22 protein-coding genes are annotated in these 25,936 nt (G+C 72.2%); 5 read left to right on the forward strand and 17 right to left on the reverse strand.

The annotated features are described in order from the left end of the window. Nucleotides 1-5: 5 nt before the first annotated feature. The 4 genes from G3I78_RS25675 to G3I78_RS25690 all read right to left on the reverse strand — a co-directional run bounded on the left by G3I78_RS25675 (nt 6) and on the right by G3I78_RS25690 (nt 5,575). The gene (locus tag G3I78_RS25675; protein WP_164428578.1) at nt 6-1,043 is read right to left on the reverse strand and encodes a rod shape-determining protein; all 1,038 of its coding nucleotides are present in this window, start codon (nt 1,041-1,043) and stop codon (nt 6-8) included. 182 nt (nt 1,044-1,225) lie between these two features. Then, entirely contained in the window at nt 1,226-2,656 is a 1,431-nt protein-coding gene (locus tag G3I78_RS25680) for a carboxyl transferase domain-containing protein (RefSeq protein ID WP_164428580.1), read from the reverse strand. Then, the gene (locus G3I78_RS25685) at nt 2,649-4,094 is read right to left on the reverse strand and encodes an acyl-CoA synthetase (RefSeq protein WP_164428582.1); all 1,446 of its coding nucleotides are present in this window, start codon (nt 4,092-4,094) and stop codon (nt 2,649-2,651) included. The genes G3I78_RS25680 and G3I78_RS25685 overlap by 8 nt, the downstream gene beginning before the upstream one ends. A 56-nt stretch (nt 4,095-4,150) precedes the next feature. Continuing rightward, on the reverse strand, nt 4,151-5,575 hold the full coding sequence (locus tag G3I78_RS25690) for an SLC13 family permease (protein ID WP_164428584.1): 1,425 nt from the start codon (nt 5,573-5,575) through the stop codon (nt 4,151-4,153). Between the two features lie 256 nt (nt 5,576-5,831). On the opposite strand from G3I78_RS25690, the gene G3I78_RS25695 reads away from it, so the two are divergent. Beyond that, nucleotides 5,832-6,539 carry a FadR/GntR family transcriptional regulator gene (locus G3I78_RS25695; protein WP_164428586.1) on the forward strand — a complete coding sequence of 236 codons (708 nt, stop codon included), beginning with the start codon at nt 5,832-5,834 and terminating at the stop codon, nt 6,537-6,539. Nucleotides 6,540-6,653: 114 nt separating this feature from the next. On the opposite strand, the gene G3I78_RS25700 is transcribed toward G3I78_RS25695, so the two are convergent. After that, the gene (locus tag G3I78_RS25700) at nt 6,654-7,523 is read right to left on the reverse strand and encodes a hypothetical protein (RefSeq protein WP_164428588.1); all 870 of its coding nucleotides are present in this window, start codon (nt 7,521-7,523) and stop codon (nt 6,654-6,656) included. A gap of 125 nt (nt 7,524-7,648) precedes the next feature. On the opposite strand from G3I78_RS25700, the gene G3I78_RS25705 reads away from it, so the two are divergent. Then, nucleotides 7,649-8,701, forward strand: a complete 1,053-nt coding sequence (locus tag G3I78_RS25705; protein WP_164428590.1) for a MerR family transcriptional regulator — start codon at nt 7,649-7,651, stop codon at nt 8,699-8,701. 24 nt (nt 8,702-8,725) lie between these two features. On the opposite strand, the gene G3I78_RS25710 is transcribed toward G3I78_RS25705, so the two are convergent. Beyond that, nucleotides 8,726-9,373 carry a TetR/AcrR family transcriptional regulator gene (locus G3I78_RS25710; protein WP_164428592.1) on the reverse strand — a complete coding sequence of 216 codons (648 nt, stop codon included), beginning with the start codon at nt 9,371-9,373 and terminating at the stop codon, nt 8,726-8,728. Nucleotides 9,374-9,512: 139 nt separating this feature from the next. Here G3I78_RS25710 and G3I78_RS25715 point away from each other — a divergent pair, with 139 nt between their 5' ends. After that, nucleotides 9,513-10,235: an SDR family NAD(P)-dependent oxidoreductase gene (locus G3I78_RS25715; RefSeq protein WP_164428594.1), complete on the forward strand. Its 723-nt coding sequence runs from the start codon at nt 9,513-9,515 to the stop codon at nt 10,233-10,235. Between the two features lie 43 nt (nt 10,236-10,278). Here the strand turns inward: G3I78_RS25715 and G3I78_RS25720 are convergent, their stop codons facing one another. The 10 genes from G3I78_RS25720 to G3I78_RS25765 all read right to left on the reverse strand — a co-directional run bounded on the left by G3I78_RS25720 (nt 10,279) and on the right by G3I78_RS25765 (nt 22,241). After that, nucleotides 10,279-10,878: a hypothetical protein gene (locus G3I78_RS25720; RefSeq protein ID WP_164428596.1), complete on the reverse strand. Its 600-nt coding sequence runs from the start codon at nt 10,876-10,878 to the stop codon at nt 10,279-10,281. Then, entirely contained in the window at nt 10,844-11,677 is an 834-nt protein-coding gene (locus G3I78_RS25725; RefSeq protein ID WP_164428598.1) for an FkbM family methyltransferase, read from the reverse strand. The genes G3I78_RS25720 and G3I78_RS25725 overlap by 35 nt, the downstream gene beginning before the upstream one ends. Further along, entirely contained in the window at nt 11,674-11,856 is a 183-nt protein-coding gene (locus G3I78_RS25730; RefSeq protein WP_343243853.1) for a Trm112 family protein, read from the reverse strand. The genes G3I78_RS25725 and G3I78_RS25730 overlap by 4 nt, the downstream gene beginning before the upstream one ends. A gap of 53 nt (nt 11,857-11,909) precedes the next feature. Then, nucleotides 11,910-12,815, reverse strand: coding sequence for a hypothetical protein (locus G3I78_RS25735; protein WP_164428972.1), 906 nt, complete (start codon nt 12,813-12,815; stop codon nt 11,910-11,912). A gap of 24 nt (nt 12,816-12,839) precedes the next feature. Further along, complete coding sequence (locus G3I78_RS25740; protein WP_164428602.1) at nt 12,840-13,577, reverse strand: class I SAM-dependent methyltransferase; 738 nt, start codon at nt 13,575-13,577, stop codon at nt 12,840-12,842. Further along, nucleotides 13,574-14,944, reverse strand: coding sequence for a condensation protein (locus G3I78_RS25745; protein WP_164428604.1), 1,371 nt, complete (start codon nt 14,942-14,944; stop codon nt 13,574-13,576). Before G3I78_RS25745 ends, G3I78_RS25740 begins: the two co-directional genes overlap by 4 nt. Next, nucleotides 14,941-19,071 (reverse strand): DUF3367 domain-containing protein, encoded by a 4,131-nt coding sequence (locus G3I78_RS25750; RefSeq protein ID WP_164428606.1) that lies wholly within the window; start codon nt 19,069-19,071, stop codon nt 14,941-14,943. Before G3I78_RS25750 ends, G3I78_RS25745 begins: the two co-directional genes overlap by 4 nt. Beyond that, the gene (locus G3I78_RS25755) at nt 19,068-19,793 is read right to left on the reverse strand and encodes a class I SAM-dependent methyltransferase (protein ID WP_164428974.1); all 726 of its coding nucleotides are present in this window, start codon (nt 19,791-19,793) and stop codon (nt 19,068-19,070) included. The genes G3I78_RS25750 and G3I78_RS25755 overlap by 4 nt, the downstream gene beginning before the upstream one ends. An 80-nt stretch (nt 19,794-19,873) precedes the next feature. Further along, nucleotides 19,874-21,058 carry a glycosyltransferase family 4 protein gene (locus tag G3I78_RS25760; protein WP_164428608.1) on the reverse strand — a complete coding sequence of 395 codons (1,185 nt, stop codon included), beginning with the start codon at nt 21,056-21,058 and terminating at the stop codon, nt 19,874-19,876. A 193-nt stretch (nt 21,059-21,251) separates the two neighbouring features. Next, nucleotides 21,252-22,241, reverse strand: a complete 990-nt coding sequence (locus tag G3I78_RS25765) for a DUF3068 domain-containing protein (RefSeq protein ID WP_164428610.1) — start codon at nt 22,239-22,241, stop codon at nt 21,252-21,254. Between the two features lie 202 nt (nt 22,242-22,443). Between G3I78_RS25765 and G3I78_RS51260 the strand changes: the two genes are divergently transcribed. Both G3I78_RS51260 and G3I78_RS25770 read left to right on the forward strand, forming a co-directional pair. Beyond that, nucleotides 22,444-22,596, forward strand: coding sequence for a hypothetical protein (locus tag G3I78_RS51260; protein WP_203615531.1), 153 nt, complete (start codon nt 22,444-22,446; stop codon nt 22,594-22,596). Nucleotides 22,597-22,599: 3 nt separating this feature from the next. Further along, nucleotides 22,600-23,835: a helix-turn-helix domain-containing protein gene (locus G3I78_RS25770; RefSeq protein WP_343243847.1), complete on the forward strand. Its 1,236-nt coding sequence runs from the start codon at nt 22,600-22,602 to the stop codon at nt 23,833-23,835. 7 nt (nt 23,836-23,842) lie between these two features. Here the strand turns inward: G3I78_RS25770 and G3I78_RS25775 are convergent, their stop codons facing one another. After that, nucleotides 23,843-25,906, reverse strand: coding sequence for a TerD family protein (locus G3I78_RS25775; protein WP_203615532.1), 2,064 nt, complete (start codon nt 25,904-25,906; stop codon nt 23,843-23,845). Between the last annotated feature and the right edge of the window lie 30 nt (nt 25,907-25,936).

Here is a 25,936-nt window from a genome sequence, read left to right on the forward strand (position 1 = left end):
CGGCTTCAGGTGGCCAGCGGGTCGAGCGTGATGGGCTCGATACGGCCCTCCAGCATGTACCCCAGTCCCTGTACGGCGCAGACGTCGGGCCGCTCGGCGATGTGCACCGGCATCCCGGTGGCGTGCCGCAGCATCTGGTCGAGCCCGGGGAGCAGCGCGGAACCGCCGACCATCATGATCCCGCGGTCGGCGAGGTCGGCCACCAGGTCGGGCGGGCAGTTGCGCAGCACCCGGCCGATACCGTCCAGGACGGCGGTCAGCGGGGTCTCGATCGCGTCCCGGACGGCGGCGGTGTCGACCTGCACGGAACGCGCGAGCCCGGTGGCCACGTCCCGGCCGTGGATCTCGGTGGAGGCGGGGCCCTGCGGGGTGAGCCCGTTGCCGGAGAGAGCGAGCTGCAACGGTCGTACGGACTGACTGGGCAGCATCAGCTCGTGCTCGTGGCGCAGGTGCTGCACGATCGCGTGGTCCACGGCCTCGCCGCCCACCGGAATCCGCTCGGCGGTCACGATCGAGCCCAGCGAGAGCACGGCGACCTGGGTCGCGGCGGCCCCGCACACCATGATCATGGTGGCCTCGGGCCGCTCGACCGGCAGTCCGCAGCCGACGGCGGCGGCGATCAGCGTGTCCACCAGCTCCACCCGGCGCGCCCCGAGCCCGACGAGCGTCTCGATGGCCGCGCGCTGGGCCAGCGGGTCGGCGTCGTGCGGGGTGCAGGCGGCGGCCCGCAGCCGCGGCTTGCGCCGCAGTGTCCTGCGGATCTTGTCGCCGAGCAGGTGCCGCAGCATCCGCTGCGCCATCTCGATGTCGACGACGGTCCCACCGGAGACGGGCCGCACGACCCGGATGTAGTCGGGCGTACGCCCCGTCATCTTCTCGGCGAACTCGCCGACCGCGATCAGCGCGCCGGTCTTGGTGTTCACGGCGGCGGCCGACGGCTGGTCGACGACGAGCCCGGCCCCCTTCACGTACACCCGCGTCCTCGCCGCGCCCAGGTCGACGGCGAAGTGGCAGCGGCGCAGCTGCTCCAGACTGGCGGTCATGGCAGGTCCTCCCGAGAGCACAGACCGTGGGCCGCGTCGAGTGACGGGCCTAGTGGCATCGTGCGGGGGTTGGGGGAGGGGGCGCCTTTATTAGGGGGCCGGGTGGGGTGCGGCTGAATGGGGGTTTTTGTCTGTTATGCCCGATATAAGTCTGGCGTAAATGTTCTGACGTGGGGTCACACCTATTCATCGGCCGAGGGACGTGCCACGCTCCGGACCACCCCCAGCTCCACCAGGTCCTGCGGCTGGATCCGCAGCTGGTCCGCCGTCACCTCCACGTCCCGCGGCGGGCGCTTCAGGATCGCGGCGGCGAGTTCCGGTGCGATGACGGAGAAGTAGCTGTCGGGGGTGGCGTACGTGTTCCCGGGGGCCGCCAGGGCGAGCGCCCCGCCGGAACCGCCCTCGCCGATGAGGAGGGTGGTGATCGGAGTGCGGGCGGCGGCCACCGTGACGAAGAGGTCGGCGATCGCGGCACCCGCGCCCTGGCGCTCGGCCTCGGCGTCGTTGGCCGCGCCCGGGGTGTCGACCAGCGTGAGCACCGGGATGCCCAGCCGCTCGGCGAGGCGGATCAGGCGGGTCGCGGTGCGGTAGCCGGCCGGGCGGGTCGCCGTACCGGCCTGCGCCGCGTACGCGACGGTACGACCGTCCCGCTCACCGAAGCCGCAGAGCATGCCCGGGTCGGTGCCGCCGCAACGGTCACCGGAGATCGCGGCGCGGCGGGTGAAACAGGCGTCCAGGTAGGCCTCGGCACGGGGCCGGTCGGGGGAACGGGCGCGGAGGACCGCGTGCCATCCGGTGGTGGGGAGGTCGATGGTGGCCAGGGAGGAGGGGACAGGAGTGGGGACGGGGGCGGGGGCGGTGATGTGCGTAGTCGTATGCGTGGCTCTGGCCGAGCCCGCGCCCGGTGCTTCCCCTCCCGCCGCCCTCGCCCTTTCGCCCACCCCCGAGGACAGCAGCCGCAGCCACAACCCCAGCGTCGTCCGCAGCTCCGCCGCGGGCACCACCGCGTCCGCCGCCCCCGCCGCCACCTGCGCCTCCGCCGTGTACGCCGACGGGTCCGCGTCCGGGGGACGGACCCGGGAGCCGGCGAAGCCCACCTGTGCTCCGGGGAGCGCAAGGATCACGTCCGCGCCGGCGCCCAGCGTGGCCCAGCCGCCGCCCGTGGTCGGGTCGCGGAGCACCGCGATCTGGGGGAGCCCGGCCTCCCGGGTGAGCGCCGACTGGCGGGCCACGCGCTGGAGTTGGGTGAGGGCGAGCATGCCCTCCTGCATCCGGCTGCCGCCGGTGGCGACCAACGGCACGACGGGGAGCCGGTGTTCACGGGCGTACGTGTACGCCGCCTCCAGCCGGTCGCCGGTGCGCTCGCCCAGGGAGCCGCCGAGGTAGCCGAACTCGAAGGCGATCAGGACGGCTTCGGTGCCCTCGACGGTCGCTGTGCCGCAGACGACCGACTCCTCCTCGCCGGTGCGTTCGGCGGCGCGGGCGCGCGAGGCGTCGTAGCCCTGCCAGCCGAGCGGGCCGTCCGGCTTCGACTGCCGTGCCGGGTAGGGGATTTCGGCGAAGTCGTCGGCGACCAGCGCGACCACCTCGCGTGCGGACGGGCGCTCAGGCATGCAGCGCCCGCTTCATGATCTTCCCCATGTCGTTGCGGGGCAGGGCGGTGAGATGGTGGACGACCCGGGGGCGCTTGTGCGGGGCGAGACGCGCGGCCACGTGGTCGGCCAACTCCGCGAGCTGCGGCGGCGATTGGGGGGCCGCCGGGACGATCCACGCCACGATCCGCTCACCCAGGTCCGGGTCCGGCTCCCCGGTCACGGCCGCCTCCCGCACCTCGGGGTGTTCCAGGAGCGCGTTCTCGATCTCGCCCGCCCCGATCTTGTAACCCCCGCTCTTGATCAGGTCGGTGGCCTTCCGGCCGACGATACGGACGTAGCCGTCCGGATCCCGCACGGCCATGTCCCCGGTACGGAACCAGCCGTCCGCCGTGAACGCCGCCTCCGTCGCGTCCGGCCGGTTCAGGTACTCGGTGAACAGGTTGGGTCCGCGCACCTGGATCTCACCCACCGTCTCGCCGTCGTACGACGGGATCGGCGCTCCGTCCTCCTCCACCAGCCGCAGCTCCACCCCCGGCAGCGGCACGCCCACGGTCCCGGCGCGCGGCTCACCGTCCGCGCGCACACTGGTGTTCATCAGGGTCTCCGTCATGCCGTACCGCTCGACGACCCGGCGTCCGGTCGCCGCCGCGATGCGCTCGTGGTCGTGCACCGGAAGCGCCGCCGAACCGGAGACGAGGAGCCGGGCACCGGCCAGCGCCTTCGTCAACTCCGGTTCCTCGGACAGGGATTCGGCGATGCGGTGGTACATCGTCGGCACACCGAAGAGCATGGTCGCGCCGTCGTTCAGCTCCCGGGCCACGCCCTCCGTGCTGAACCGGCCGAGGTGACGGACCGAGCCGCCGCGCCGCAGCGGGCCGAGGATGCCGAGGACCAGGCCGTGCACATGGAACAGGGGAAGGCCGTGCACGAGGACGTCCCGAGAGGTCCACTGCCAGGCGTCGGCGAGGGCGTCCAGCGTGGTGGCGACGGCACGGCGGGGGATCACCGCGCCCTTCGGCGGGCCGGTGGTGCCGGAGGTGTAGACGACGAGGGCGGGGTCGGCGTCCTGCGCCGAGGTCTCGGGCGCGATGCCTCCGGTGCCGTGCACGTCGATGTCGACGCGCTCCAAGTCGGCCACCGCTGCCTGCAGTTCGGCGCCCGGTGCCGCGAGCAGCAGGCCGGGCGCGCTGTCGCCGAGGATGTGCCCGAGCTCCTTCTCCCCGGACTTCGGGTTGAGCGGCACCGCGGCGACACCGGCCTCCAGCGCCGCCACCACGGCCACCGCGGTCTCCAGTTCCGCGGTCGCCCACACGGCCACCCGGTCGTACGGCGCGATACGGGCCGCCAGGGTGCCGGTCGCCGCCGCGAGCTGCGCGTACGTCAGGGAGCGGTCGCCGAACCGCAGGGCGACCCGCCCCGCCGAGTCACCGGTCAGGGCCGGGAAGAGAGAGGACACGCGTCGAACTCCTTAACTGTCGTTGCCGTGCTGCCGCCGAGGGCCACCCGTCGGTCCTACCCGAACCCGGGCACGACCATGACCAGCCACACCACCGCCGGTACCACCGCGACCACGATGCCTCCGTAGATCATCAACTGCCGGAAGAAACGCTCGCGGTCCACGTCCGGTGCCGCGGCCAGCACCAGCGCGCCGTTCGTCGAGAACGGGCTCACGTCCACCACCGTCGCCGACACCGCCAGCGCCGCCACCATCCCGACCGCGCCGATCTCACCCTGCGCCAGGAACGGCACCGCCAGCGGGATCAGCGCGCCCATGATCCCCACGGACGAGGCGAACGCGGAGACGATCGCGCCGATGTAGCACAGCAGCACGGCGGCCAGCAGCGGGACCCCGATGCCGCCGACGCCCTCACCGGCCCACTTGATCGTGCCCATCTCGTCCAGCACGCCCACGTAGGTCAGGACACCGCAGATCAGCAGCACCGTGGACCAGGCGATCTGCCCGACCGCCGTACGGCTGTCCTCCGGCCACGCGGCACTCAGGATCACCGCGAGGGTGATCGAGGTGAGGCCCGCGTCCAGGTCGAAGGCGAGCACGGCGACGACGAGGGCGACCAGGGCGGTGAGGGTGGCGATACGGGCGGGGGTGAGGCGGGGGGGGGCGGGGGAGTCGGGCCGGTCGGCTACGGCGGTGGTTGTGGGGCTGGTGGTGCCGGAGGTGCTGGTGGCCGGGGTGGTTCCGGTGGGCTTGAGGCTCGTACCGGAGGCACTGGAGGCACTGGAGGCACCGGAGGCGCTGGAAGTGCCGGAGTTGCCGGAGCAGCCGGCGTCCTCCGGGCCACCACCGTCCCCATCCACCGGCACCGCCCCCTGAGACCACAGCTTCAGCCCCCCGAACAGCACGAACATCACGCCCGCGATGACCAGGTTGACGATGAGCGAGGCGAGGAACAGGAACACCTCGTTGCCGGGGAGGCCCTCGCGCTCGACGATCCCGTTGACGATCGTGCCGTAGATGCTGATCGGCGAGAAGCCGCCGCCCTGGGCGCCGTGCACCACCATCGCGCCCATCAGCAGCGGGCTGATCCCGTAGCGGACGGCGAAGCTCAGCGCGATCGGCGCGACGATCGCCACCGCCGCCGGGCTGACCGCGCCGATCGCCGTCAGCGCGCCGGTGAGGGCGAACATCACCCACGGGATCAGCGCCACCCGCCCGCGCACCAGCCGGATGGCCGCGTGGACGAGCCAGTCCGTGGTGCCGTTGGCCCGCGCGATGGCGAACAGGTAGGTCACGCCGACCAGGACGACGAACAGGTCGCCGGGGAAGCCGGCGAAGATGCCGTCCGCGTCGAGGTCGGCGACCAGCTCGCCCACGGCGAAGGCGGCGGCGAAGGCGAGGGCGCCCATGTTGACGGAACGGGTGGTGGCGATGACGAACACCACGACGAGGACGAGGATCGAGATGAGTTCGGGGGACATACGGGCTCCCGTCGTTGGGCCCCGGAGCGGTTGAGTGGATGAATGGCTCGGTGGTGAATTGGCTGAGCCACTCAGCCACATGGGGGGATGGCTGGTTAGCGTGCTGGGGACTGTGCGGCGCGTCAAGGGATCGCGCAAAATTGGCTGAGCCACTTAGCCAATTGACCACTCAGCCACTTGTCCACAGGCGCCTCCCCAGCCGCCGCACCGGCCGCCCCACCCGGTGTTACTCTCCCGACGAACGAGAGGGGGACCCGTGACCGACGCCCTGCGTCCCATGACCAAGCCACGCCTCTACGAGCAGGTGCTGGACCGATTGCGCCAGTACGTCGGCGAGGCCGGGCTCCAGGCCGGCGACCGGCTCCCGCCCGAACGCGACCTCGCCACCCGCCTCGGCGTCAGCCGCGCCTCCGTGAAGCAGGCCATCGTCGTGCTGGAGGTGCAGGGACTGGTCGAGGCGCGGCACGGCGGCGGGACGTATCTCGTCCGGGACAGCCTCGACGTCGAACCCGTCGACAGGATGGTCGAGCGGCGCCGGCGCCTGCCCGATGTCCTCGACGCCCGCGAGGCGCTGGAGACCAAGCTCGCCGAACTGGCCGCCGAGCGCCGCACGGACGAGGACCTGACCGAGATGCGGATGGCGCTCGCCCGGATGGCCGGGGAGATCGAGGACGGCGGCCACGGCATCGAGGGCGACCGCCTCTTCCACGCGGCGGTGACGGCCGCCGCGCACAGCGCCCTGCTCGCGGAGTTCATGCGCTCCATCGCCGACCAGATCGCCGAGAGCCGCACGGAGTCGCTGCGCCAGCCGCACCGGCCCGAGCGTTCGCTCGCCCAGCACCGCGCGATCCTCGACGCGATCACCCTGCAACGCCCCGGCCAGGCGGCCTCGGCGATGCGCCGCCATGTCCGCACGGTGGCGAAGGTACGGCTGCTGGACTGGGAGCCGGACGAGGAACAGTAGCGGAGCGGCGCGCGCGGCAAGGAGGCCCAGGCCAGGCCGCTCCAGCCGCCCGCCCCACCCCCGGACCGCCCGCCCCACCCCCGGACCGCCCGCCTCACCCCCGGGTCGCTCGTCTCACCCCCGGGCCGCCGCGAGCACCCCCTCCACCACCGCCCCCACCGACCCCGGGTGCAGGAACAGGAAGAGGTTCGGCTCGACCAGCTCCAGTTCCATCACCCGCGGCTGTCCGTCCTCCCCGTCGACGAGGTCCACGCGCGCGTACAGCAGCTCCGGCGCGTTCGGTACGGCGGCCAGGGCCTGCTCCGCGACGGCGAGTTCGGCCGGGGCCGGGGTCCACTGCTCCAGGCCCGGGTGGGCGACCTTGTCCGCGTCGAAGGCCGTGCCGCGCGCGAGGACGGCCCGCTTGCGGCTGGCGTGCAGCAGTCGGCCGCCGAAGAACTGGAGCGCCCGTTCGCCGCCCGCGTCGATGCCCCGCATGTACGGCTGCACCATCGCGGTCAGCCCCTCGGCGTGCATGCGCTCCAGATGTCGTACGGCACTGTCGTGCTGCTCGGACGTGTAGCGAGCGGCGTACCGCGCGCCCGCGCCCGAGGTGGGCTTCACGACGTACTCCCCGTCCGGCAGCGCGACCGGGTCGCCGGGCGCGAGGTACCGGGTCGGCACCACCGGCACCCCGGCCTCGGCGAGCTCGCCGATGTACCGCTTGTCAGTGTTCCAGCGCACGACGTCCGCGGGGTTTGCGAGCCGGGTGACCTTGCCGCACCGCTCTGCCCACGCCACGAACTCGGCGGCCCGCCAGCTGTAGTCCCAGGTGGAGCGGATGACGGCGAGGTCGTAGCCGGCCCAGTCGACGTCACCGTCGTCCCAGCACACGGCGTCCGCCTCGGCCCCGGCCTCGCGCAGCGCGGCGACCAGCACGGGCAGGTCGGCGTCCTTGCTGGGCTCGGGACGGGGGTCGTAGGTGACGAGGGCGACTCGGGGCACGGCGGTTTCCTTCCGGTACGGCTGCGACCCGCAGGCTAACCGCCGCCGGGGAAACCGTGGCAACCCCCTTTACCTTCCCCCACGGTGAAGCCCCACCATCGGGAACGAGGAACGAAGGAGGCCGCATGGAGTGGCTGACGATCGGCGCCTTCGCGCGCGCGTGCCGCCTGTCACCGAAGGCGCTGCGGCTCTACGACGAGCTGGAGCTGCTGCGTCCGGCACGCGTGGACCCGGAGACCGGCTACCGCTACTACAACCGGGACCAGTTGGAGCGGGCCCGTCTGGTGGCGTGGCTGCGGCGGCTGGGCATGCCGTTGGCCCGTATCCGTACGGTGTCCGCCCTCCCGCCCGCCGGGGCCGCCGCGGAGATCCGCGCGTACTGGGCACAGGTCGAGGCGGAGACGGCCGTACGACGGGATCTGGCCGCGTTCCTCGTCGACGAACTGACGACGGAGCCCAGGAAGGACACCCCCGTGCTCGAACTGCGCCACTTCGCCCACTCGGACCCCGGCCGGGTCCGCCCCGCCAACCAGGACACCGCTTACGCGGGCGCCCGTCTGCTCGCGGTCGCCGACGGCTACGGCCCGGCGGGCGCCCCGGCGAGCCACGCGGCCGTCGCCGCCCTGCGCTTCCTGGACACCGGCGAACTCCCGGCCGGCAACGTCCTCAACCTCCTGGAGGACGCCGTGCGGGACGCGAGCGAGGCGGTACGGGACGTGGCCGCCGGCACCGACGAGAACGGCACGACCCTGACCGCCCTGCTCTGGACGGGCTCCCGCCTCGCCCTGGTCCACATCGGCGACTCACGCGCCTATCTCCTGCGCGACGGCACCCTGTTCCGCATCACCCATGACCACACGGTGGTCCAGTCACTGATCGACGAGGGCAGACTGACAACGACGGAGGCGGCCTCCCACCCGCAACGGACCCTGCTCCTCAAGTCCCTCACGACCGGCACCCCCGACCTGAAACTGCACGACGCGGAACCGGGCGACCGCTACCTCCTGTGCTCCGACGGCCTCAGCACAGTCGTCCCGGACCCCACCATCCACCACCTCCTCACCTCTTCCCCCGCCCCCGCCACAGCCGCCCACCACCTGATCGACACAGCGAACACGGCCGGCGGCCCGGACAACGTCAGCTGCGTGGTGGCGGACGTGGTGGAGACGGCGGCCTGAACCGGGCGCATCCTCCGGCGCCGGTCAGCCGTTGCCGTTGCCGTTGAATGAGCCCAGCCTGCCCATCACGTCGTAGACCTGCTGCTTGGTCGGTGGGGCGGTGGGCAGGGGGCCGTGGGCGGCCTCGGTGCGCAGGCCGTCGAGGAGGAACGCGACGCCGCGGCGCCAGGCGCCCGGGACGGCGTCGGAGGCGGCGCGGACCAGCAGGGCGTTGGCGGCGAGGGTGAACGTCAGGTCCTCGCCGGTGAAGTCGGGGCGCAGCGCGCCGGACTCCCGGGCCCGCTCCAGGATCCGGTGCGAGGCCTCCTGGGCGCGGCCGCACACGGTCATGAGGCGCTCGGTGCCCGGGAAGCGGCCGCTGACGACGTCCGCGAGCGCGGGGTCGGTGGCCTGGAGCTCGCAGAGCTTCTCGATGTAGTACGCGAACCCGTCCCAGGCGTCCTCGCGGGCCAGCGCCTGCTGGGCGACCTCGTCGAGGCGCTCGGCCGCCAGGTCGGTCACCACCTCGTCGATGAGCGCCTCACGGCTGCCGAAGAGGTTGTAGAGCGTGCCGTGGCTCACCCCGGCCCGCCGGGCGATCTCCTTCAGCGGCACATGGAGCCCGCGCTCCTGGAAGAGCTCGGCGGCGGCAGCCCGCAGCTTCTCCGCGTTCCGTTGCGCGTCGGCCCGCATCCGCTCGCTCCTCCCGTTCCTGACGTGGCGTTCCCCATGGTCCCATCCTCCCCGGCGACGCAACTTGACCCATGGGTCAAGTTCCATGTTACGGTCGTCCGTAAGTTGACCCTGCTGTCAAGATAACTGGAGCGCAGCCATGTCCAAAGTCATCGCCGTCTTCGGAGCCGGTACCGGTCTCGGCCTGTCCGTCGCCCGCCGCTTCGCCCGCGAGGGTTTCCGGGTCGCCCTGGTGGCGCGCCGCAAGGAGCGTCTGGACGGGCTCGTCGAGCAGCTCACCGCCGAGGGCGTGGAGGCGGCCGGCTTCACCGCCGACCTGTCCCGGCCCGCCGAGATGCCGGCCCTGGTCGCGGCCGTCCGCGAGCGCTTCGGCCGTATCGACGTGATCGAGTACGGCCCGATCGGCAACGACCAGACCTTCACCCCGGCCGTCGAGGTGGACGCCACCGTCCTGGAGAAGGGCATCCCGCTGTTCCTGCTCACACCGGTGGAGGTCGTCCGCGCCGTACTGCCGGAGTGGACCGAGCGCGGCGACGGCGCCTTCCTGCTGACCACGGGCGCCTCGGCCGCCCACCCCATGCCCCGGCTCAGCGGAGTCGGCCCGGTCATGGCGGCAGCCCGCAACTACCTGTACTCCCTCAACGCCGAACTCGCCGACGCCGGCATCTACGCCGGCAGCCTCTCCATCGCCGCGATGATCTCCCGCAGCGAGATGGCGGACCTGGCCGAGCAGGTCACCGACCCCGAGCTGGCCGCGGCGTTCCCGGTCGTCGACCCCGACGATCTCGCCCAGCTCTACTGGGAGATGTACACAGAGCGGGACCGCGTCGAGCTGGTCCACCCCGGCGTGCCGGCCCTGTAGGGCACGCTCCGGCGGGGTCGTACCCCTGAAAGAGCGGGGGTGCTCAGCGCACCGTCACCCGTTGCAGCAACCCCCAAGTGAACTCCGCCACCACCTCCCGCCCCGCCCCCGTCCCGTCCGGTGCCGTGAACGTCAGGCCCCAGCGGGTCGGGGCCGTGCCCTCCAGGGGGCGGGCCGGGGGGAAGGCCCGGGCCGCTTCGTCCACCGTGCAGGACCACGGGGTGAGGTCTTCCAGGGTGCGTAGTTCGGGGCCCTCGGCGTCCGGGGACCGGACCAGCCATTCGTTCCACACCGTCGAGCCGTTCGGGGCGAGCAGGGCCTCGAAGCGGAGGGTGGGCCAGAGGGGGACCGGCCACAGCCAGGCCTCGCACTCCAGGTCGCCGATCTTGCGGGTGAGGACCGTCTCGGGGGCCCCGAGGATGGAGCGGTAGCGGGATGCGGCGGCCCGGGCTCGCGGGGACCGCACCATCGCCTGCCACCGCTTGTTGGCCTCGCGCATGTCCGCGATCGAGGCACCCAGGGTCTGCCGGGCGTCCGCCACCAGGTCGGGGTTGTGGTCGGCCATGCGGCGCAGCAGGACCAGCTGGAAGTCGTGGACGGTGAAGGGGCTAGCCGGGGGCTTTCCGGAGGACATGCTCCCCATCGTCCCCCACCGCACTGACACCGGGACTGCGCCCGTCGGGCAGGAAGAGCACCGAGTTGATGTACCGGGGACGGCGCAGGAAGGGCAGCACCCGGCGCAACAGCCCCTGCGTGACGACGTACGACGCCCTCTCCTGATGCGCCTCCAACGGGAACGCGGCGAGCGGGACCCAGGTCGTGCGGGGCAGCACCCAGCCCTCGTAGCCGAGGAGGGAGAGATAGGTGACGACCGGGCCGATCGGCTGGATCCGGGACTCCAGTTCGACGAAGAGCGCCGGCCGGTCACGGGCCAGGATGCCGGTCGCCCCGCGCAGCACGGCCAGCTCGCTGCCGTCCACGTCGATCTTGATGAACCCGACGTCCTTCAGGGCGAGTTCGTCCAGCGTGACACAGCGCACGTCCAGCGCCCGGCCGTGGATGTCCCGCCGGACCAGCGAGGACACCCCGCGGTCGCCCTCGTCGCCGGGCGGCAGCCACAGCCGGGCGATGCCGGGGCGGTCCGCGGCGGCGGCCTGCACGACCCGGACGTTCGCCGGGGCCGCCGAGGTCAGCAGCCGCGCCAGATGGGGCACCGGCTCGACGGTCACCACCCGCCGCGCCCGCCCGGCCAGCCGCCGCGTCCACGGCCCGTACCAGCCGCCCACGTCCACCGCCGTCCCGCAGTCCGGCGGACACAGGTCGGCCAGCCGCGCCAACTCCGGTTCGAAGCGCGGATACACGGCCCGCGCCGCCGCCGCGACGAGACGGGTGGGCAGATAGGGGGCCACTCTCGCCGCCCAGGTGCGCGCGGGTCCGGTCATGGAGTCGCCCCGGGAGTGCGGGGAGAACCCCCGGCGCAGCGCTTCAGCAGATCCTCGTGCTCGTCGTCCGTCACCTGCTCACCGGAGGCCGGCAGCAGCTGCGGAATGCCGTCGACGATCGGGTAACGGCGGCGCAGCCGCGGGTTGTAGAGGGCCTCGTCCGGCGGTACGAGGTGCAGGGGGCCCTTGTCGAGCGGACATGCCAGGATCCGCAGCAGCGGGTCGTCGGGGTTCATGGGGGTGTCAACTCCTTGGCACCGAGGGAGGGTTGAGGCGCCGGATCATGCTTGGGCATGCTCAGCAGTACGGCGACGGCGAGCACCGTGCCCGCGAGGCGCAGCGCGAGCCGCAGCGGGTCGTGGGGCAGGGACTCGCCGAACGAGAGCGTGCCGAGCACCGCCGTGTAAAGACAGGTCACCGTCGTGCACACCGGCACGATCAGCGAGGCCCGGCAGCGTTGCAGCGCCGCCTGCGACATCACCAGGCCGAACGCCCCGGTGAACAACAGGAGATACGGATACGGCGACCCCAGCAGCTCAACCACCGCACTGCCCAGGCCACTTGAGGTCAGGTAGCTCGAAACACCCTTGATCGCCAGCGAGCTGACCCCGTACAGCAGACCCACCGCCACGCCGTACTCGACGCCGGTCGTCGGCATGCGGTGCCGGTGCCGGGTGCGCCGCTCGGCGGACCCGTACAGCCACACGCCCGCCACCAGCGACGGCACGCACACCAGCAGGATCAGCGGATACGGGGCGTCCCGGCTGACCCGGTCCGAACCCTCCTTCAGCGACAGCACCACCATCAGCAGCGCGGCGAGGATCGCGCCCAGCGCGTACCGCTCCCGCCCGGTCGTCTCCTCGCCCAGCAGCCGCGCCGACAGCAGCACGAGCAGCACCAGACCGGAGACGAAGATGCCCTGCGCGGCCGCGATCGGCAGCGTCCGGTACACCGCGAGCTGCGCCCCGAACCCGGCCGCCAGCGAGAGCGAACCCCCGATCCAGAGCGGGCTGCGCAGCACCAGCCCCAGCAGCTTCAGGGGTTGACGGATCGTCACCTCCGGCAGGGAGCTCAACGCCCGTTTCTCCAGCACGAATCCGAGGCTGTACAGGGTGTTCGCCAACAGGGCCGCCGCCACTCCCCACCACATGGTCCACGCCCCCTAGGTCTTCCGCGCGTGCAGCAGCAGGATCGACGCGAGCGACGGTCTGGCACACGCCATCCGGTCCAACGCGCGCAGCGGACGCGGCACGCCGTGGAAGGGCGCCCCCTCCAGCCGTACGACCTCGAAGCCGGCCGCCGCGACGAACTCCCGCAGCGCACGCGCCGTGTACAGCCGCAGATGCCCTACGACCTCCCGCCCCGGCCGCCCGTGGACCGCCCGCAGACTCACCTCCGAGAACACCGGCTGGACCCCGGCCAGCAGCAGCCCGCGGTTGTACCAGGCGGCCAGGTTCGGCGTGGACAGCATGAGATGACCTCCGGGACGCAGGACGCGGCGGATCTCGTCCAGCGCCGCATCCGGGTCGACGAGATGCTCGACGACCTCGCTGAACAGCACGGCGTCGACGGAGGCGGCCGCGAACGGCAGCCCGGGGCCGGTGAGTTCACCGCGCACGGTGTACGACAGCCTGGTGCGGGCCCGTCTGAGGGCGTCCTGGGACCAGTCGACGCCGACGATCCGGTGACCGGCCAGCAGCGGGGCGGCGGTGGCGGCCGCGCTGCCGTCGCCGCAGCCGATGTCGAGAACGGTGCACGGGGTGTTCCCGGGGGCGCCGAGCGCTCCGGCCAGCATGCGGGCCTGGCGCAGGGAGCGGGGCGTGCCGGAGGCCACGGGGACCTCGGGGTTCTCGTAGAAGTCTCTGAGGCCGCCGCGGCGCGGGGGCGCGGTCGTGTTCACGGGGCCACCTCCGTGGTGTGCAGATAGTGCTCGAACAGGTCCCTGAGATGGGCGCCGTCGCCATGGCTGAGCAGGGCCCGTGACCAGCGCAGCGCCAGGTGCAGCCGGCCCGCGGTCGAGGCGGTCGTGACCGTGAGGCCGCGGGGCATCCTGGCGGGCGCCGAGAACCACACGGCGTGCGCGCGGCCGGCCTCCTCGCCGAAGTCCAGGGGGTACGGGACGCGGCCGATGTTGCTGAGCAGGGTGGTGGAGGTCCAGGGGGCGGCGGCCCTGCGGAGACCTCGGGTGAGGGCCGCGCGCCAGGCGACCGGGGTGACCGGGGCGGTGAGGAGGCTCGCGCCGTGGCCGAGTTGGGGGCGGGGGAGGGACTTCAGGGCTCGCGTGCGTTGTGCCGTGCGGCGCAGGAGCGGGGGCATGTCGTCCTCGCTGGTGATCAACTCGGCTGGTGTGAAGGGGACTTCCACCAGGCGGGTGCCGTTTCCTATCGGCATCGTGGTGTCCCTGGGGCGGTCGTCCACGGGCATGGTGATGCGGAGGGGGCGGGGGGTCTCTCCGTGTTCCCTGTTCCAGTGGGCGATGGTCAGGGCTGTGGTGACCATGAGTTGGTCGTTGACCGTGTAGGGGGAGCCCTTGGGGCGGTGGGGGAGGGGGAGTTCGGTGACGAGGAGGCCGTTGCCGGGGGAATTCTCCGGGGTGCCGGGCGCTACGCGGGCTGGGCGGGTCCAGTTGGAGGGGGTGTCCTCTGAGAGTGGCGGTGGTTCTGGGGTGCGGGTGGGTGCGGGCGCGGGGGAGTTGTCCCTGCCGCCGTAGATTTCGGCTGCTGTGGCGAGTATGCGTAGGCAGGCTGGGCCGTCCAGGGCTGTGTGGTTGATCGTCAGGAACAGGACGGTCGCATGTCGGGTGCGGGCCGGTGGGGGCTTGTCGCGCAGTTCCCCGCGCCCCTTAAGAGCAGGTGGGTTCAGGCCGACCAGGTCTGTTGCCTCGCTGCCCTCTGCCTTGCCCGCTCCCTCCACCACCTCCAGGCGGATCGGTGGGGACAGCGACAGGGAAGGTGCCTCCGTCAGGGCTCGGGTCCGGGCGGCCCGTAGAGCGTTGCGGCCCGGCTCGGGGAAGCTCACCACCTCCACGTCCGGCTCCGCCGTCAGCTCCCACTCGTAGCGGCGGCGGTACCAGCCGCCCCCGGCCTCCCGCATCAGGATCCGTGGATGGCGGTGCAGGGCCTCCAGGAACGCCTTCCGGAGTCGGGCCTGGTCCAGCCGTCCCGGCAGATGCACCTCGATGTGGACCGTTTCCGGCTCCTCCTCCTGGAGGCAGTGGCGGGAGACCTCGTCCACGACCGGGAACGGGATGCGTTCGGGAACCGTCATGAGGGTTCGCCCCTCCGCTCCGGCAGGCTCACCAATGCCGCGAACAGCCCGATCAGCGCCAGCAGTTGGGCCGCGTGGCCGAAGGCGCCCTCCGACATCCCGACCGGTTCGCCCGCTCCCGTCGCCGCCGCGATTCCCGCTCCGGCCAGTGCCACGAGGGCGATCGGCACCAGCCAGGTGTGGCGGCGGTGGGCGAGCAGGGCCAATGCCGGGACCAGCAAGGCGAACCAGCCCGCGATCACTACGGCCACCAGCGTGAGTGCCACCGCTCCGAGCCACAGTCCCGGTTCCGGCGGTACCCGCTGTGGCTCGTCGGGGTTCGGGGAGCGCCTGCGCCACAGGACCAGGCCCACCAGGACCGCCAGTGCCGCTCCGCTGCCGATCAGTGCGCCGTCGTACGTCGTCGCCGGTCCGTACGACAGCTTCACGGTGCCGCCCGCTCCGGCGGGGACGCGCCAGCCCTGCTGCCAGCCGTCGAGGCGTACCGGGGACAGGGACTTGCCGTCGAGGGTGGCCCGCCAGCCGTCGTTGTAGTTCTCGTAGGTCGTGAGGTAGGAGGCCGCTCCCGAGCCCACGGTCACCGCGCGCTTGTCGCCCAGCCAGTCCTGGACGCGCAACTCGCGGTCGAGCGCGGTGGGTTCGGCGACCGTGCCCCGGGTCAGGGTGAGGTCGGTCAGCGCGAGCGGGCCGGCGTCGCCGCCCTCGACGACGTGCTCGCCGGAGGCGAGGGACAACTCTGGGTCGGGGGAGCCGCCCTGACAGAGTGTCACCTTCAGTTCCCGGCGGTCGGTCAGGTCGCGGATCTGGCCGGAGACGTTCGTCGGGTACAGCTTGCCGTCGACCGCGACCGTCGGGCCCTTCCCGCACGGCAGCGTGAACCTGCGGCTCTCCTTGGGCTGCGGGGTCCGGTACTGGTCGAGGGCCGGGATGTACGCCTCGGTGAGGCCCACCGGGAGTTGGAGGTCCTCGTCGGCGACCGGGTTGTGCAGGGTCAGCGGGGCCGTCCTGGTGATCGTGATGTCGAGGCGGTCGGTGGTGATCGCGGGGAAGCGCACCGCGCCGTTCTCGTCGACCCCGGCGATCGTGGCGCCGTCGGGCGAGCTGATGTCGACCTCGGTGGGGCGGGTGGAGAGGCCGCCGGCGGGCGCCAACACCACTTCCCCGACGGGCTGTTTGCCGTTCCAGCGCAGATGGATGGTCGGGCGGTCGCCCGCGATCCACGCCGTGGTGAGGTCGCCGTCGGTGAGGTTGCGGGCGGACAGGCCGGTGCCGAGGGCCGCGGTGGAGTCGGCGGTCGCCGTGATGCGGTTGCGCTGGTCGGGGGCGACCTCGTACAGCAGCTTGTCCAGTTCCTCGCCGGTCACCGGCACCGCGCTCGCCTGCACCGAGTACGTCCCCGCGCTCGCCGTGTCGAAGCGGCGGTGCAGGCCCGCCTCGGTGCCGGTCGGGGAGATCCCGGCCGGGTCGGGCACCCGGTGCAGGGAGACGATCCCGGCGGGCGCGTCCGAGGCGTCCGCGTCGGTCGGCAGCCGCAGCAGCCGGGTCACCTGGACGTGCGGCAGGCTGATCTCGGAGAACCCGGCCCCGGCGAGCCCGGTCCGCCTGGCCACCGACTCGGTGATCGTCAGCTTCATCCAACCCGTCGCGCCGGGCGGCGACTTGACGCTCTGCGTCGATCCGTCGGCCCGCAGGAAACTGGTCCGCGACCCGCGCTCCGTCTCCACCCGCACCTCGGTCGCCGCCGACCGCACGCTCTCCTGCGGCAACGGCGTCACCTTGAACGACGAGGGCATGTCGTACGCGGGATCCGAGAACCCGATCCGCAGCCACTGGCCGTCCGGCGAGCCCGCCACGCCTTCGGCCCACGCGGTGTCCGGGTTCCCGTCGAAGGCGTTCACCGGGTCGAACTGCGGGAGATGGAACAGCCAGCTCCCGTAGGACGACGCCGTCACCGTGCGGGCGCCGCGCAGTTCGGCGACCGTCTGGTGGTCGAGGCCCTTGGCCGGCAGGATCTGGTGCGGTTTCTCACCGGCGTCCTGGGCGGCCCCGGAGGCGTTGCGCTCGTCGGCGGTGTACGTGTACGAGGTGTTCGCGTTGACGAGCCCGAACCGGGTGTCCGCGCGCCGCAGTCCGTCGCCGACGATCTGGAGCGGCGGGGTGCCGAGCCCGGGATGGTTGTCGCCGGTCAACACCGTGGCCCGGCCCCGCAGTTCGGTCGCCAGCGGCAGCAGGGACTCGGGCCCGCCGGACACCTGGGCGGTGTCGGCGACCGGCATCAGACCGGCCTGTCCGGGCCGGGGCACGTCCTCGTCGGCGGGCCGGAAGATCTCCACTGCCCGCTGCCTCGGGTACAGGCCCTCGATCTGGAGCGGGGTGTCGTGCGCGATCCTCCCGACCGTCATGACCGGCCCGAGCCCGGTGACCCGCTCGTAACCGGACTGCTCCAGGGCCCGCTTGACGACCGAGGACGACACCGTGCCGATCTGGTCCGGGTCGAGGTCGTTGCGGACGACGACGTAGTAGACCCCGGCCCGGCTCAAGTAGTCGGCCAGGCCCGGGATTTCACCGCCGGTCATCAGCGCCTGCTCGACCGCGTCCGTGGCCCGCCGGTTGCCCGGGGTGCCGAAGGGGACGTAGTCCCGTTGCGCCCAGCGGGACTCGGCGAGCACGTCGAGCGGCTGGTCGATGGGGGAGCCCCAGGTGTAGATGCCGTGCGCGGTCGCGGGGACCACGAGGGCGCGTGAGTCGGGGGAGTACTTCTCCAGCCAGTCGGCCGTGGTGTGCCAGTACTTGGGCAGCTCCTGGAAGGAACCGGGGCTGAGGATCGAGCCGTTGAGGTACGGCCACATCAGCCCCGGCAGCACGAGGACCGCCGCGACCAGCGGGGCGTACCGGCGTCCTCTGATCTCCCGTGCCCCGCGCGGCTCGGCGGCCACGCCCACCAGATGGGCGAGGCCAAGGACCAGCGCGAGCGCGAGGCCCGGCTGGAACTTGTAGATGTTGCGGAAGGGGGCGAGACCGCCGTTCAGCCAGTCCTGCACCAGCCCGTGGAAGGGCGCGCCGAACGCGCCGCCGTACCCCGCGAGCAGCACCAGGACGGCTGTCAGCACGGTCAGCACCAGCCAGCGCCGCTCCGGCATGTCCCGCCGGGCGAGGCCCGCGAGGCCGAACCCGGCGGCGAACGCCGAGCAGAGGATCGCGATCACCGAGGAGGCCACGGTCCAGCCGGCCGGCAGCCACGCCTCTCCCAGATGGAGATAGGCCACCCAGTTCCCGGCCCCGCGCAGGGCCTCCGTCGCCGACATCGTCTCGGTCGTGGTGCGTGCGCTCTCGACGTACGGCAGGAAGTTCTCGCCGTAGAACCCGAGCAACAGCAGCGGGATCACCCACCAGGCCGTCGCCAGGATCACCCCCGGCACCCACCAGGCGATCAGCTTGCGCTGCCGTGGTCCGGGCGGCCGGGAGAGCAGATACAGCCCGACGGGCAGCAGACAGGCCAGCGTCGAGGCCGCGTTGACCCCGCCCATGAACGGGATGATCAGCGCCGAGCGCAGGGCGGCGATCCGGGCGCTGTAGCGCTCGTTCGTCAGCGGCAGCAGCACCCAGGGCAGGAACGCGCCGGGCAGCGCGGCGGCCGAGGTCGAGCCGACGACGATCGTGAAGGTCGGCCACAGCGCGTACGCGACGGCGGCGAGCAGCCTTCCCGATCCGTTGCCGACGCGCAGCCGTTCGGCCAGCCTGAGCGCACCCCAGAACGCCACCGACACGACCAGCGACAGCCACAGCCGCTCCACCAGCCACACCGGCAACTGCACGGCGTGGCCCAGCCAGTAGAACGGCAGCATCGGCCACAGATAGCCGACGTACTGGTCCTGGATCCCGCCGAAGGACCCCTGGTCGTGCCACAACTGCCCGAGATCGGCGAGGAATCTGCCCGGATCGACGGTCACGCCGAGCTTGGTGTCGAAGGTCTGCCGGCCCGGGTGCACCGCCAGGATCAGCACGAACACCACGGCCCAGAACCCGAGCAGCCAGCGCCGCGACCGGGGGCCCTCCGGCGGCCCCGACATGATCGCGGTGCCGGCGGCGGCCGCCGGAGGAGGAGCCTGGACCGTGGACGTCGTCATGGTGGACACCGCCGGAGAATGAGGAGGAGGTTCCAGGTGGCCACCTCACGGATGCCGGGAGCCCGTACGACGGTCTCCGCGAGGAAGGGCCAGTAGCGGGAGCGCGCCGAGACGACCGTGACGTCGTCCCGGGCACGCACCTGCCGCAGGGTCGGGCCGATGTGCACGGCGAACAGGTTCTCGCCGAGGGTGTGCTTGGCGGCCTTCCCGGTACGCCGCCGGTACCGGGCCCGCGCCCGCTCGGCCCCCAGGTAGTGCCAGGGCGCCCACTCGTGACCGCCCCACGGGGACAGCCAGTTGGTGAACGACACGTAGATCAGCCCACCGGGCCGGGTCACGCGGATCAGCTCACTGAGAAAGGTCTGCGGATCGGCCACGTGCTCAAGGACGTTGGAGGAGAACGTGACGTCGGCGGACCCGTCCTGGAGGGGCAGCAGATAACCGTCGGCGATCACGGTGGAGTCGGGCGGTTTGTCTCCGAGTTCGGCGGGATCGGGCTCGAAGAGGTACGCGTCCGCCCCTCGCCGCCGGAACTCCTCGGTGAAGTACCCGCTGCCACCACCGACGTCCACGACGGTACGCCCGGCGAGGGGACCGTCGTAGGCCTCGACTTGATTGACGGCATCGCGAGCGAGGAGTGCATAGCAGGACTCCGGATCATCCTGTTCACGGAGAAAGGCCCGGAAGAGCGCAAGGGAACGTCGAAACGAGGGGTCCTTGATTTCTTGGGGGCGCGGGGCAGCGCTGGATATGCGGCTACCGCCGCGCGAGCGCGACAAGCCACGACGCACCCGAGGCCGCCTCACGACCCCCAGCCCCTCACCGCCTCGGAGGCAACCGCCCGAAACTGTCTGACAGTCCGATGCCAGCGATACCGAGCCGCCCGATCCCGAGCAGCCTTGCCCATCAACTCCCGCCGGTGCGAGGACAGAGCCAAGGTGCACCAGGACGCGGCGAAAGAAGACTCCCCCCGCGCCAACACCCCCGTCTCCCCGTCCATGACGGAATCCCGCAGCCCAGGCACGTCGAACGCGATGGTCGGCGTCTGACGGGTCGCGGCTTCGGTCACCACCAGCCCCCACCCCTCCACCGCGGACGGATGCAGCAGCAACCACGCCTCGCAGAGCAGCCGGTGCTTCTCCGCCTCGGACACATGCCCGGCGAACTCCACGCCAGGACCGGCGAGTTGCTCCAGGCGAGCCCTCTCGGGCCCGTCCCCGACGATCACCAGCCGACCTCCGGTCACCGGCCGCACCCGCTCCCAGAGCCTCAGCAGCAGATCGATCCGCTTGTACTCGACGAGCCGGCCCACGGCCACGAACAACGGTTCCGGTGAGCGCCGCGCCAGTGGCCCCGGCTCCTCGACCCCGTTGTGCACGACCCGGATGCGGTCCCGCTCGACACCGATCGCCCGCAGCGCGTGAGCCGTGGACGGAGAGACGGCCACCAGCAGGTTCCGATGCCGGGCGGCGCCCGCCAGTGCCCAGTGTTCGAGTCTTCGGCCGATCCGCGCGGCCGGGGCCAGCGCCCCGCCGAACCGCATCTTCCACAGATCGGTGTGCACATGGTTGACCAGGCACAGGGTGGGCCCGCGGTGCCAGAGGTTCGCGAGGTACGGCATGCCGTTGCACACCTCGACCAGCAGGTCGGTCTCGCCGACCTGGCGGGTGAAGGCCGTACGGGCCCGCAGGTAGTGGCCGAACTCGCCGCCCGCCGACACGACCCGGTAGTCCCGGTAGGCCGCGGGGCCGCCGCACAGCAGGGTCACCTGGTGACCGAGTCCGGTCAGGCCCTCGGCGAGCCGGTCGACGAGCAGCTCGGAGCCGCCGGCGGCCGGGTTGCCCAGGTCACGATGGGCGAGAAAGACGATACGGCGCGGAGGTGGGGGGAGCGCCGGAAGATGGTGCGGTGAACCGTGCTGTGCGGGGTGTCGCTGGGCCGGCTGGGGAAGCCCGGCGTGCAGCGGGTGGTGCACGTGCTGGGGCATGGGTGCTCCAACTCGTCTCAGGGTGCGGAACTCAGCGGTGTCTTTTCGGCTGGTTGTGGGGGGACTGAGCGTTTCCTGGGAGGGGGTTGTGGGCGGGTTGTGCTCGGGTGGGGTGGCACAGTTTTCGCCGACCCGTTCGCCGTGGCTACTCACGCACGTGACAATTTCCGGCGTTATTAGAGCTGACGTCCAGTCACATCGTGAGAACGGGCTGGGGTTTGTCGCCCATATCGGTCGACTCGGGACGCCTGCGCCCCCGCACCACCAAAACGCCCCCTATGACCGCCAGTACGAATCCGGCCACAGCGGTCCCGATCGGCAACGTCTCGCTCACGGCACGCAGTTGTCCGCTGTCCCGCTTCGCCAGCCGTACCGCCTCCTTCTGGGTCGCGGTGGTGAACGCGATCCTCCGGCTGTCCAGGAGGACGACCGCGTCCTTCTTCGCGCCCGGGGCCCGCAGGGTGCGCTTCGGGCCGACCTGCGCGTAGATCACCCGGCCGGTGCGCTGGTCCACGACCAGCTCGATGCCGTGGTTGGAGTACCACTCCTCGGCCAGCACCTGCGGCCGGCCGGGCTCGTCGACGATCGTGCCCGGCACCAGCCGGGTCCCGGTCCTCGCCGGGGGGACCGTGCCGGCGAACCGGTAACCCGTGTACCCCTGAACCTTCTTCGTACCCCGGTAGTGCAGAGTCACCGTCGAACCCAAGGAGTTGTCCCACCACTGGTAGGAGCGTCGCTGCACGTCGAAGGGGAACTTCAGATAGGCCTCGCCCTCGATGTACGGCTTCTCGCCGCAGCAGTGCACCGGCCTGGTGGTCTTCCGGTCCATGACCCAGCGGTGCGGGACGAACTCCAGGGCGTCGTGCGGGTCGGCGGCCGGCAGCGTCTTGTCGGTGTCGACGGTGGTGGTGACGTCCCACACCGCCGCCCGGCCGCTGCGCTCGCTGTCCTCGACGTCACCGCGCACCCGCTGGGTGACGGTGATCCGCTGCCCCGGAACCGTCTCCAGCTCCTCGGTGTCGAAGACGCTGCCCGTGCCGCGGTACACGGCGGTCTGGTCGATGTCGATCGGGTTCACGGCGGCCCGTGGCGTGACGTACCACGCGAGCAGCGGCGCCAGCACCAGCAGAAACGTGCCGAGTCCCAGCAGAATCAGGGAGATTGGAGAGGCTGTACGGCGCATCCGGACACTCCTGTGTCGTGAGGTGACGGAGTTCGGGCCGCTCTATGGGCCGGAGACCGTAGGCGTCTGGGCACGGGGTGTCAATGTCTTGACGGATTGTCAATGTCCTGTCGACACTGGGCCGACAGGCAGGTGGGTACCGGGCCGGGCCCGGGTGGGGACGTACGCCGGATCGAGTCGCTCGAGAGAGGCTGCCCCTGCGATGTCCAGACTGCTCGCCGCCGCACTGACCATGGTCGCCGCCGCTCTGCTCGCCGTCGGTGCCGCGCTCGGCATCGTCGCGCTCCTGGAGGCGACGCCCGAGCAGCCCAACACCCCGTTGATCACGTACGAGCAAGCGGACCAGGGGAGTTGACCGGTGGCCGCCCGTCCGGCAACCGTGAACTCCAGGACCCGCTCGGCCTGGCGCGACGTCCCCCGGGTCCAGGTCCGCCGGTTCGCGGCGATCGCCATGGCCGAGGCACCGGCCCTCGCGGAGGAGATCCTTCAGGAGATCCGCCGCGAGTACCCCCAACTGCCGGTCGTCCTCGACGAGTCGGGCGAGCCGATGGCACTGGTCGGCATCCGCCGGGCGATCGAGGTCTTCGTCCAGCACCTGGAGACCGCGGAGGGCCGGCCGACCGTCCCGCCGGGCGTCTTCCAGGAGTTCGGCCGGGGCGAGGGCCTCAACGGCCGCAGCCTGGACTCCCTCCAGGCGATCTACCGGATGGGCGTACGGCTGGCCTGGCGCCGTTTCGCCGAGATCGGCCAGCGGGTGGAGATCCCGCCGCCGGCGATGTACGAGCTGGTGGACGCGGGGTACGAGTATCTCGACGGCCTGGTCGACCAGTCGGTCCGCGGCTACGCCGAGGCGGCGGCGCGCGAGGCGGGCGAGCGGCTGCGGCTCCAGCGCAGGCTGATGGAGCTGCTGCTCGCCGAACGCCACCACGGCGACCCGGCCGACGCCCTCACCGAACGCGCGGCCCGGATCGGCTGGCCGCTGCCCGGGAAGGTCGCGGTGGGCGTCCTGCTGCGCCCGGCCCGCGAGGCGATGGCCCCGGCGGTCGGCCAGGGCGTCCTCCTCGACATGGACTACGAACAGCCCCGCATGGTCGTACCGGAACCGGACGCGGCCGGCCGCCCCGAACTGCTGCACCGGGCCCTGGCCGGCTGGGCGGGCGCGATCGGACCCCCGGTCCCGCTGCCCGACGCGGCGAAGTCGCTGCGCTGGGCGGAGGCGGCCGTACGCCTGATGGAACGCGACCTGCTCCCCGCCGGCGAGGTCCTGTACTGCACGGAACACACCGAGGCGCTGGTCCTGCTCCAGCCCGAGGAGCTGATCGACGACCTGGCCCTGCGCTGCCTGGCCCCCCTCTCCCACTGCGGCCCCACCCACGCCCGCCGCCTCGCCGAGACCCTCCTGGCCTGGCTGGAGACGAGAGGCGGAGCCCCCGAGGTGGCCACCCGCCTCGGCGTCCACCCCCAGACCGTCCGCTACCGCCTCCGCCAGATCCGGGAACTCTGGGGCACCGGCATCGACGACCCGGACCGCCGGTTCGAGCTGGAGCTGGTGCTGCGGGCACGGCGGTTGCGGGGCGAGCTGGGGGAGCGGTGAGCCGGGTTCAGAGCCGGACGACCACGCCGGTGTAGAAGCGGTGCACCGCGTCGTCGACGCTGCGGATGAAGCTGGTCTCGGCGTTGCCGCGGCTGCTGCCCATGTTCTTGAAGAGGGACAGCCGGAAACCGGTGATCCGGGTGGCGCCGCCCTTCGGCAGCATGTCCGCCGGTTCGGGGCGCAGCCGCTCCAGGGTGCCCCGGGGACCGCCGGTGCCGCCTTCCACCAGGGTCTCCACGTGCAGGTCCGCCGGTGCCTCGGCGAGCTTGCGGACCAGGCGCTTGGCCCAGGTCAGCGGATAGCCCTGCTCGGGCGCGGGGATCTCGATGGAGGTGCGCAGCTTCCCGGTGCGCAGATCGGCGCCGATGGTGAGCAGACCGGGCGCCTGCTCGACGCGGAGTTCCGCCTGGAGCCTGCCTTCCGCGCACAGCCGGTCGGCGAGCCGCACCCGGCGGGTCCCGGGGTCGCTGCCGCGCCGGGCGCGCTGGGCGGGCAGCACCTTCTGCCCGAGTTCGCCGCCGAGCCTGAGGCACACCTGGCGGACGAGGCGCTCCCAGCTCTCCACCACTTCGAGGGCGCGCGGGTCGCCCTGGCACAGGGTCTCGTCGTTGATGCCGTTGCGTACCGGCACCCAGGCCGAGCCCATGTTCTGGAAGCCGTGGCACCCGGAGTTCTCGTGCCGCAGATAGTGCAGCAGTTCCTGGAGCAGCCAGGTGCGCGCCGCGTTGCCGACCCCTTCGTGCTGGATCAGCAGCTGTGCCTGGTGGGCCACCTCCGCCCACGACAGGTGCCAGAGCGCCACCTGGTGCTTGCGCCGCCGGTCGATCTTCACGTCGACCAGGGGGCTGCCCTCCAGCGCCACGTCGTTGGACAGCGTGATCACGGCTTCGTAGCCGCGCCGGGCGGCGATGTCCATATAGGCCTGCACCTGGTCGGCCTTGAGGGCGTTGCCGTTGGTCTTGGTCTCGACGAGCGCCGTCCACAGCTTGCCGGCCCGCTCGATGCGGATCACTCCGTCGGGACGCCGGGGTGTGTCGCCGTGCGGCAGCGAGACCTCGGTGAACGTCTCCATCCGGCCGGACGGCGCCCCGAACGCGGCGGTGAGCCGTCTGCCGAACCGCGGCACCTGGGTCATCACCGACAACAGCACCGAGGTGGCGCGCATCTCCCGGTCCCGGTCGCTCTTGAGCGCGGAGACCGGGAAGAGCCTTGCGGGCTTCCAGGAGTCGTTCTCCGCCAGGGACTTCGGCGGCGCGGCGGGCGGGGCGGCCCGCTTCTTGGCGGTGCGGGGCCGGGCGGCGGGCTTGCGCGGGCCGCCCTCGTCGGCGGACCGGCGGGGCCCCGGCACGGCGTTCAGCGCGGCGTTCAGTGCGGCGGGCGGGGCCGGCTCGGGGGCCGGGTCGAGCGGTGCGCCGGCCGGACCGGCGTCCCCGGCCCGCTCCGGCACGAGGGCGGCCACCGCGCTGTCCACGGCCTCGGCCACGGCTTCCTCGTCGGCCACCGAGCCGTCCACGCTCTCGGCGACGGCTTCCTCGTCGTCGTCGATGTCCACGCCGAAGTCCGTCGCCAGCCCCGCGAGGCCCGAGTCGTACCCCTGGCCCACGGCCCGGAACTTCCAGTCCTCCCCGCGCCGGTACAGCTCGCCGAAGATGATCGCGCTGACGGTGCCGGGGTCGCTGATGGGAAAGCGCAGCAGGTTCTCGCCGACCGCGTCGGAGAGGGTCACCCGGAGGTCGTCCAGTTCCCCGAAGTGCGCCCCGCCGTAGCGGCTCGCGGCGACGACGGCGCGGTCGACCTCGGGCGGGACGGCGGTCAGGTCGAAGCTGATCCGGTCCTCGTCGCCGTCCTCCGTGGGCGTCTTGTCCAGCAGATGCACGCTGCCGTCGGCGGCCACCGGGTTGTTGTAGAAGTAGAAGTCCGCGTCGCTGCGCACCTTGCCGTCCGGGCCCAGCAATAAGACGGACACGTCCGCGTCCCCGTCACCGGCCGTACTGCTCCAGCCCAGGCTCACGATCACGGAGCCGACGTTCTCGCTCAGGGCCGACAGGGCAGAGTTCGACCCCTTGGTCATTTCGTGCACGAGATCCCCCCAGGAACCGCA

The sequence above is a fragment of the Streptomyces sp. SID13726 genome, from assembly GCF_010548375.1.
GTDB lineage: Bacteria > Actinomycetota > Actinomycetes > Streptomycetales > Streptomycetaceae > Streptomyces.

Excerpts from the sequence above, each read along its gene's own strand:
- G3I78_RS25675 (WP_164428578.1), bottom strand. The coding sequence starts at position 1,043 with ATGACCGCCAGTCTGGAGCAGCTGCGCCGCTGCCACTTCGCCGTCGAC.
- G3I78_RS25680 (WP_164428580.1), bottom strand. The coding sequence starts at position 2,656 with ATGCCTGAGCGCCCGTCCGCACGCGAGGTGGTCGCGCTGGTCGCCGAC.
- G3I78_RS25690 (WP_164428584.1), bottom strand. The coding sequence starts at position 5,575 with ATGTCCCCCGAACTCATCTCGATCCTCGTCCTCGTCGTGGTGTTCGTC.
- G3I78_RS25705 (WP_164428590.1), top strand. The coding sequence starts at position 7,649 with ATGGAGTGGCTGACGATCGGCGCCTTCGCGCGCGCGTGCCGCCTGTCA.
- G3I78_RS25710 (WP_164428592.1), bottom strand. The coding sequence starts at position 9,373 with ATGCGGGCCGACGCGCAACGGAACGCGGAGAAGCTGCGGGCTGCCGCC.
- G3I78_RS25715 (WP_164428594.1), top strand. The coding sequence starts at position 9,513 with ATGTCCAAAGTCATCGCCGTCTTCGGAGCCGGTACCGGTCTCGGCCTG.
- G3I78_RS25720 (WP_164428596.1), bottom strand. The coding sequence starts at position 10,878 with ATGGGGAGCATGTCCTCCGGAAAGCCCCCGGCTAGCCCCTTCACCGTC.
- G3I78_RS25725 (WP_164428598.1), bottom strand. The coding sequence starts at position 11,677 with ATGACCGGACCCGCGCGCACCTGGGCGGCGAGAGTGGCCCCCTATCTG.
- G3I78_RS25745 (WP_164428604.1), bottom strand. The coding sequence starts at position 14,944 with ATGACGGTTCCCGAACGCATCCCGTTCCCGGTCGTGGACGAGGTCTCC.
- G3I78_RS25750 (WP_164428606.1), bottom strand. The coding sequence starts at position 19,071 with ATGACGACGTCCACGGTCCAGGCTCCTCCTCCGGCGGCCGCCGCCGGC.
- G3I78_RS25760 (WP_164428608.1), bottom strand. The coding sequence starts at position 21,058 with ATGCCCCAGCACGTGCACCACCCGCTGCACGCCGGGCTTCCCCAGCCG.
- G3I78_RS25765 (WP_164428610.1), bottom strand. The coding sequence starts at position 22,241 with ATGCGCCGTACAGCCTCTCCAATCTCCCTGATTCTGCTGGGACTCGGC.
- G3I78_RS51260 (WP_203615531.1), top strand. The coding sequence starts at position 22,444 with ATGTCCAGACTGCTCGCCGCCGCACTGACCATGGTCGCCGCCGCTCTG.
- G3I78_RS25775 (WP_203615532.1), bottom strand. The coding sequence starts at position 25,906 with ATGACCAAGGGGTCGAACTCTGCCCTGTCGGCCCTGAGCGAGAACGTC.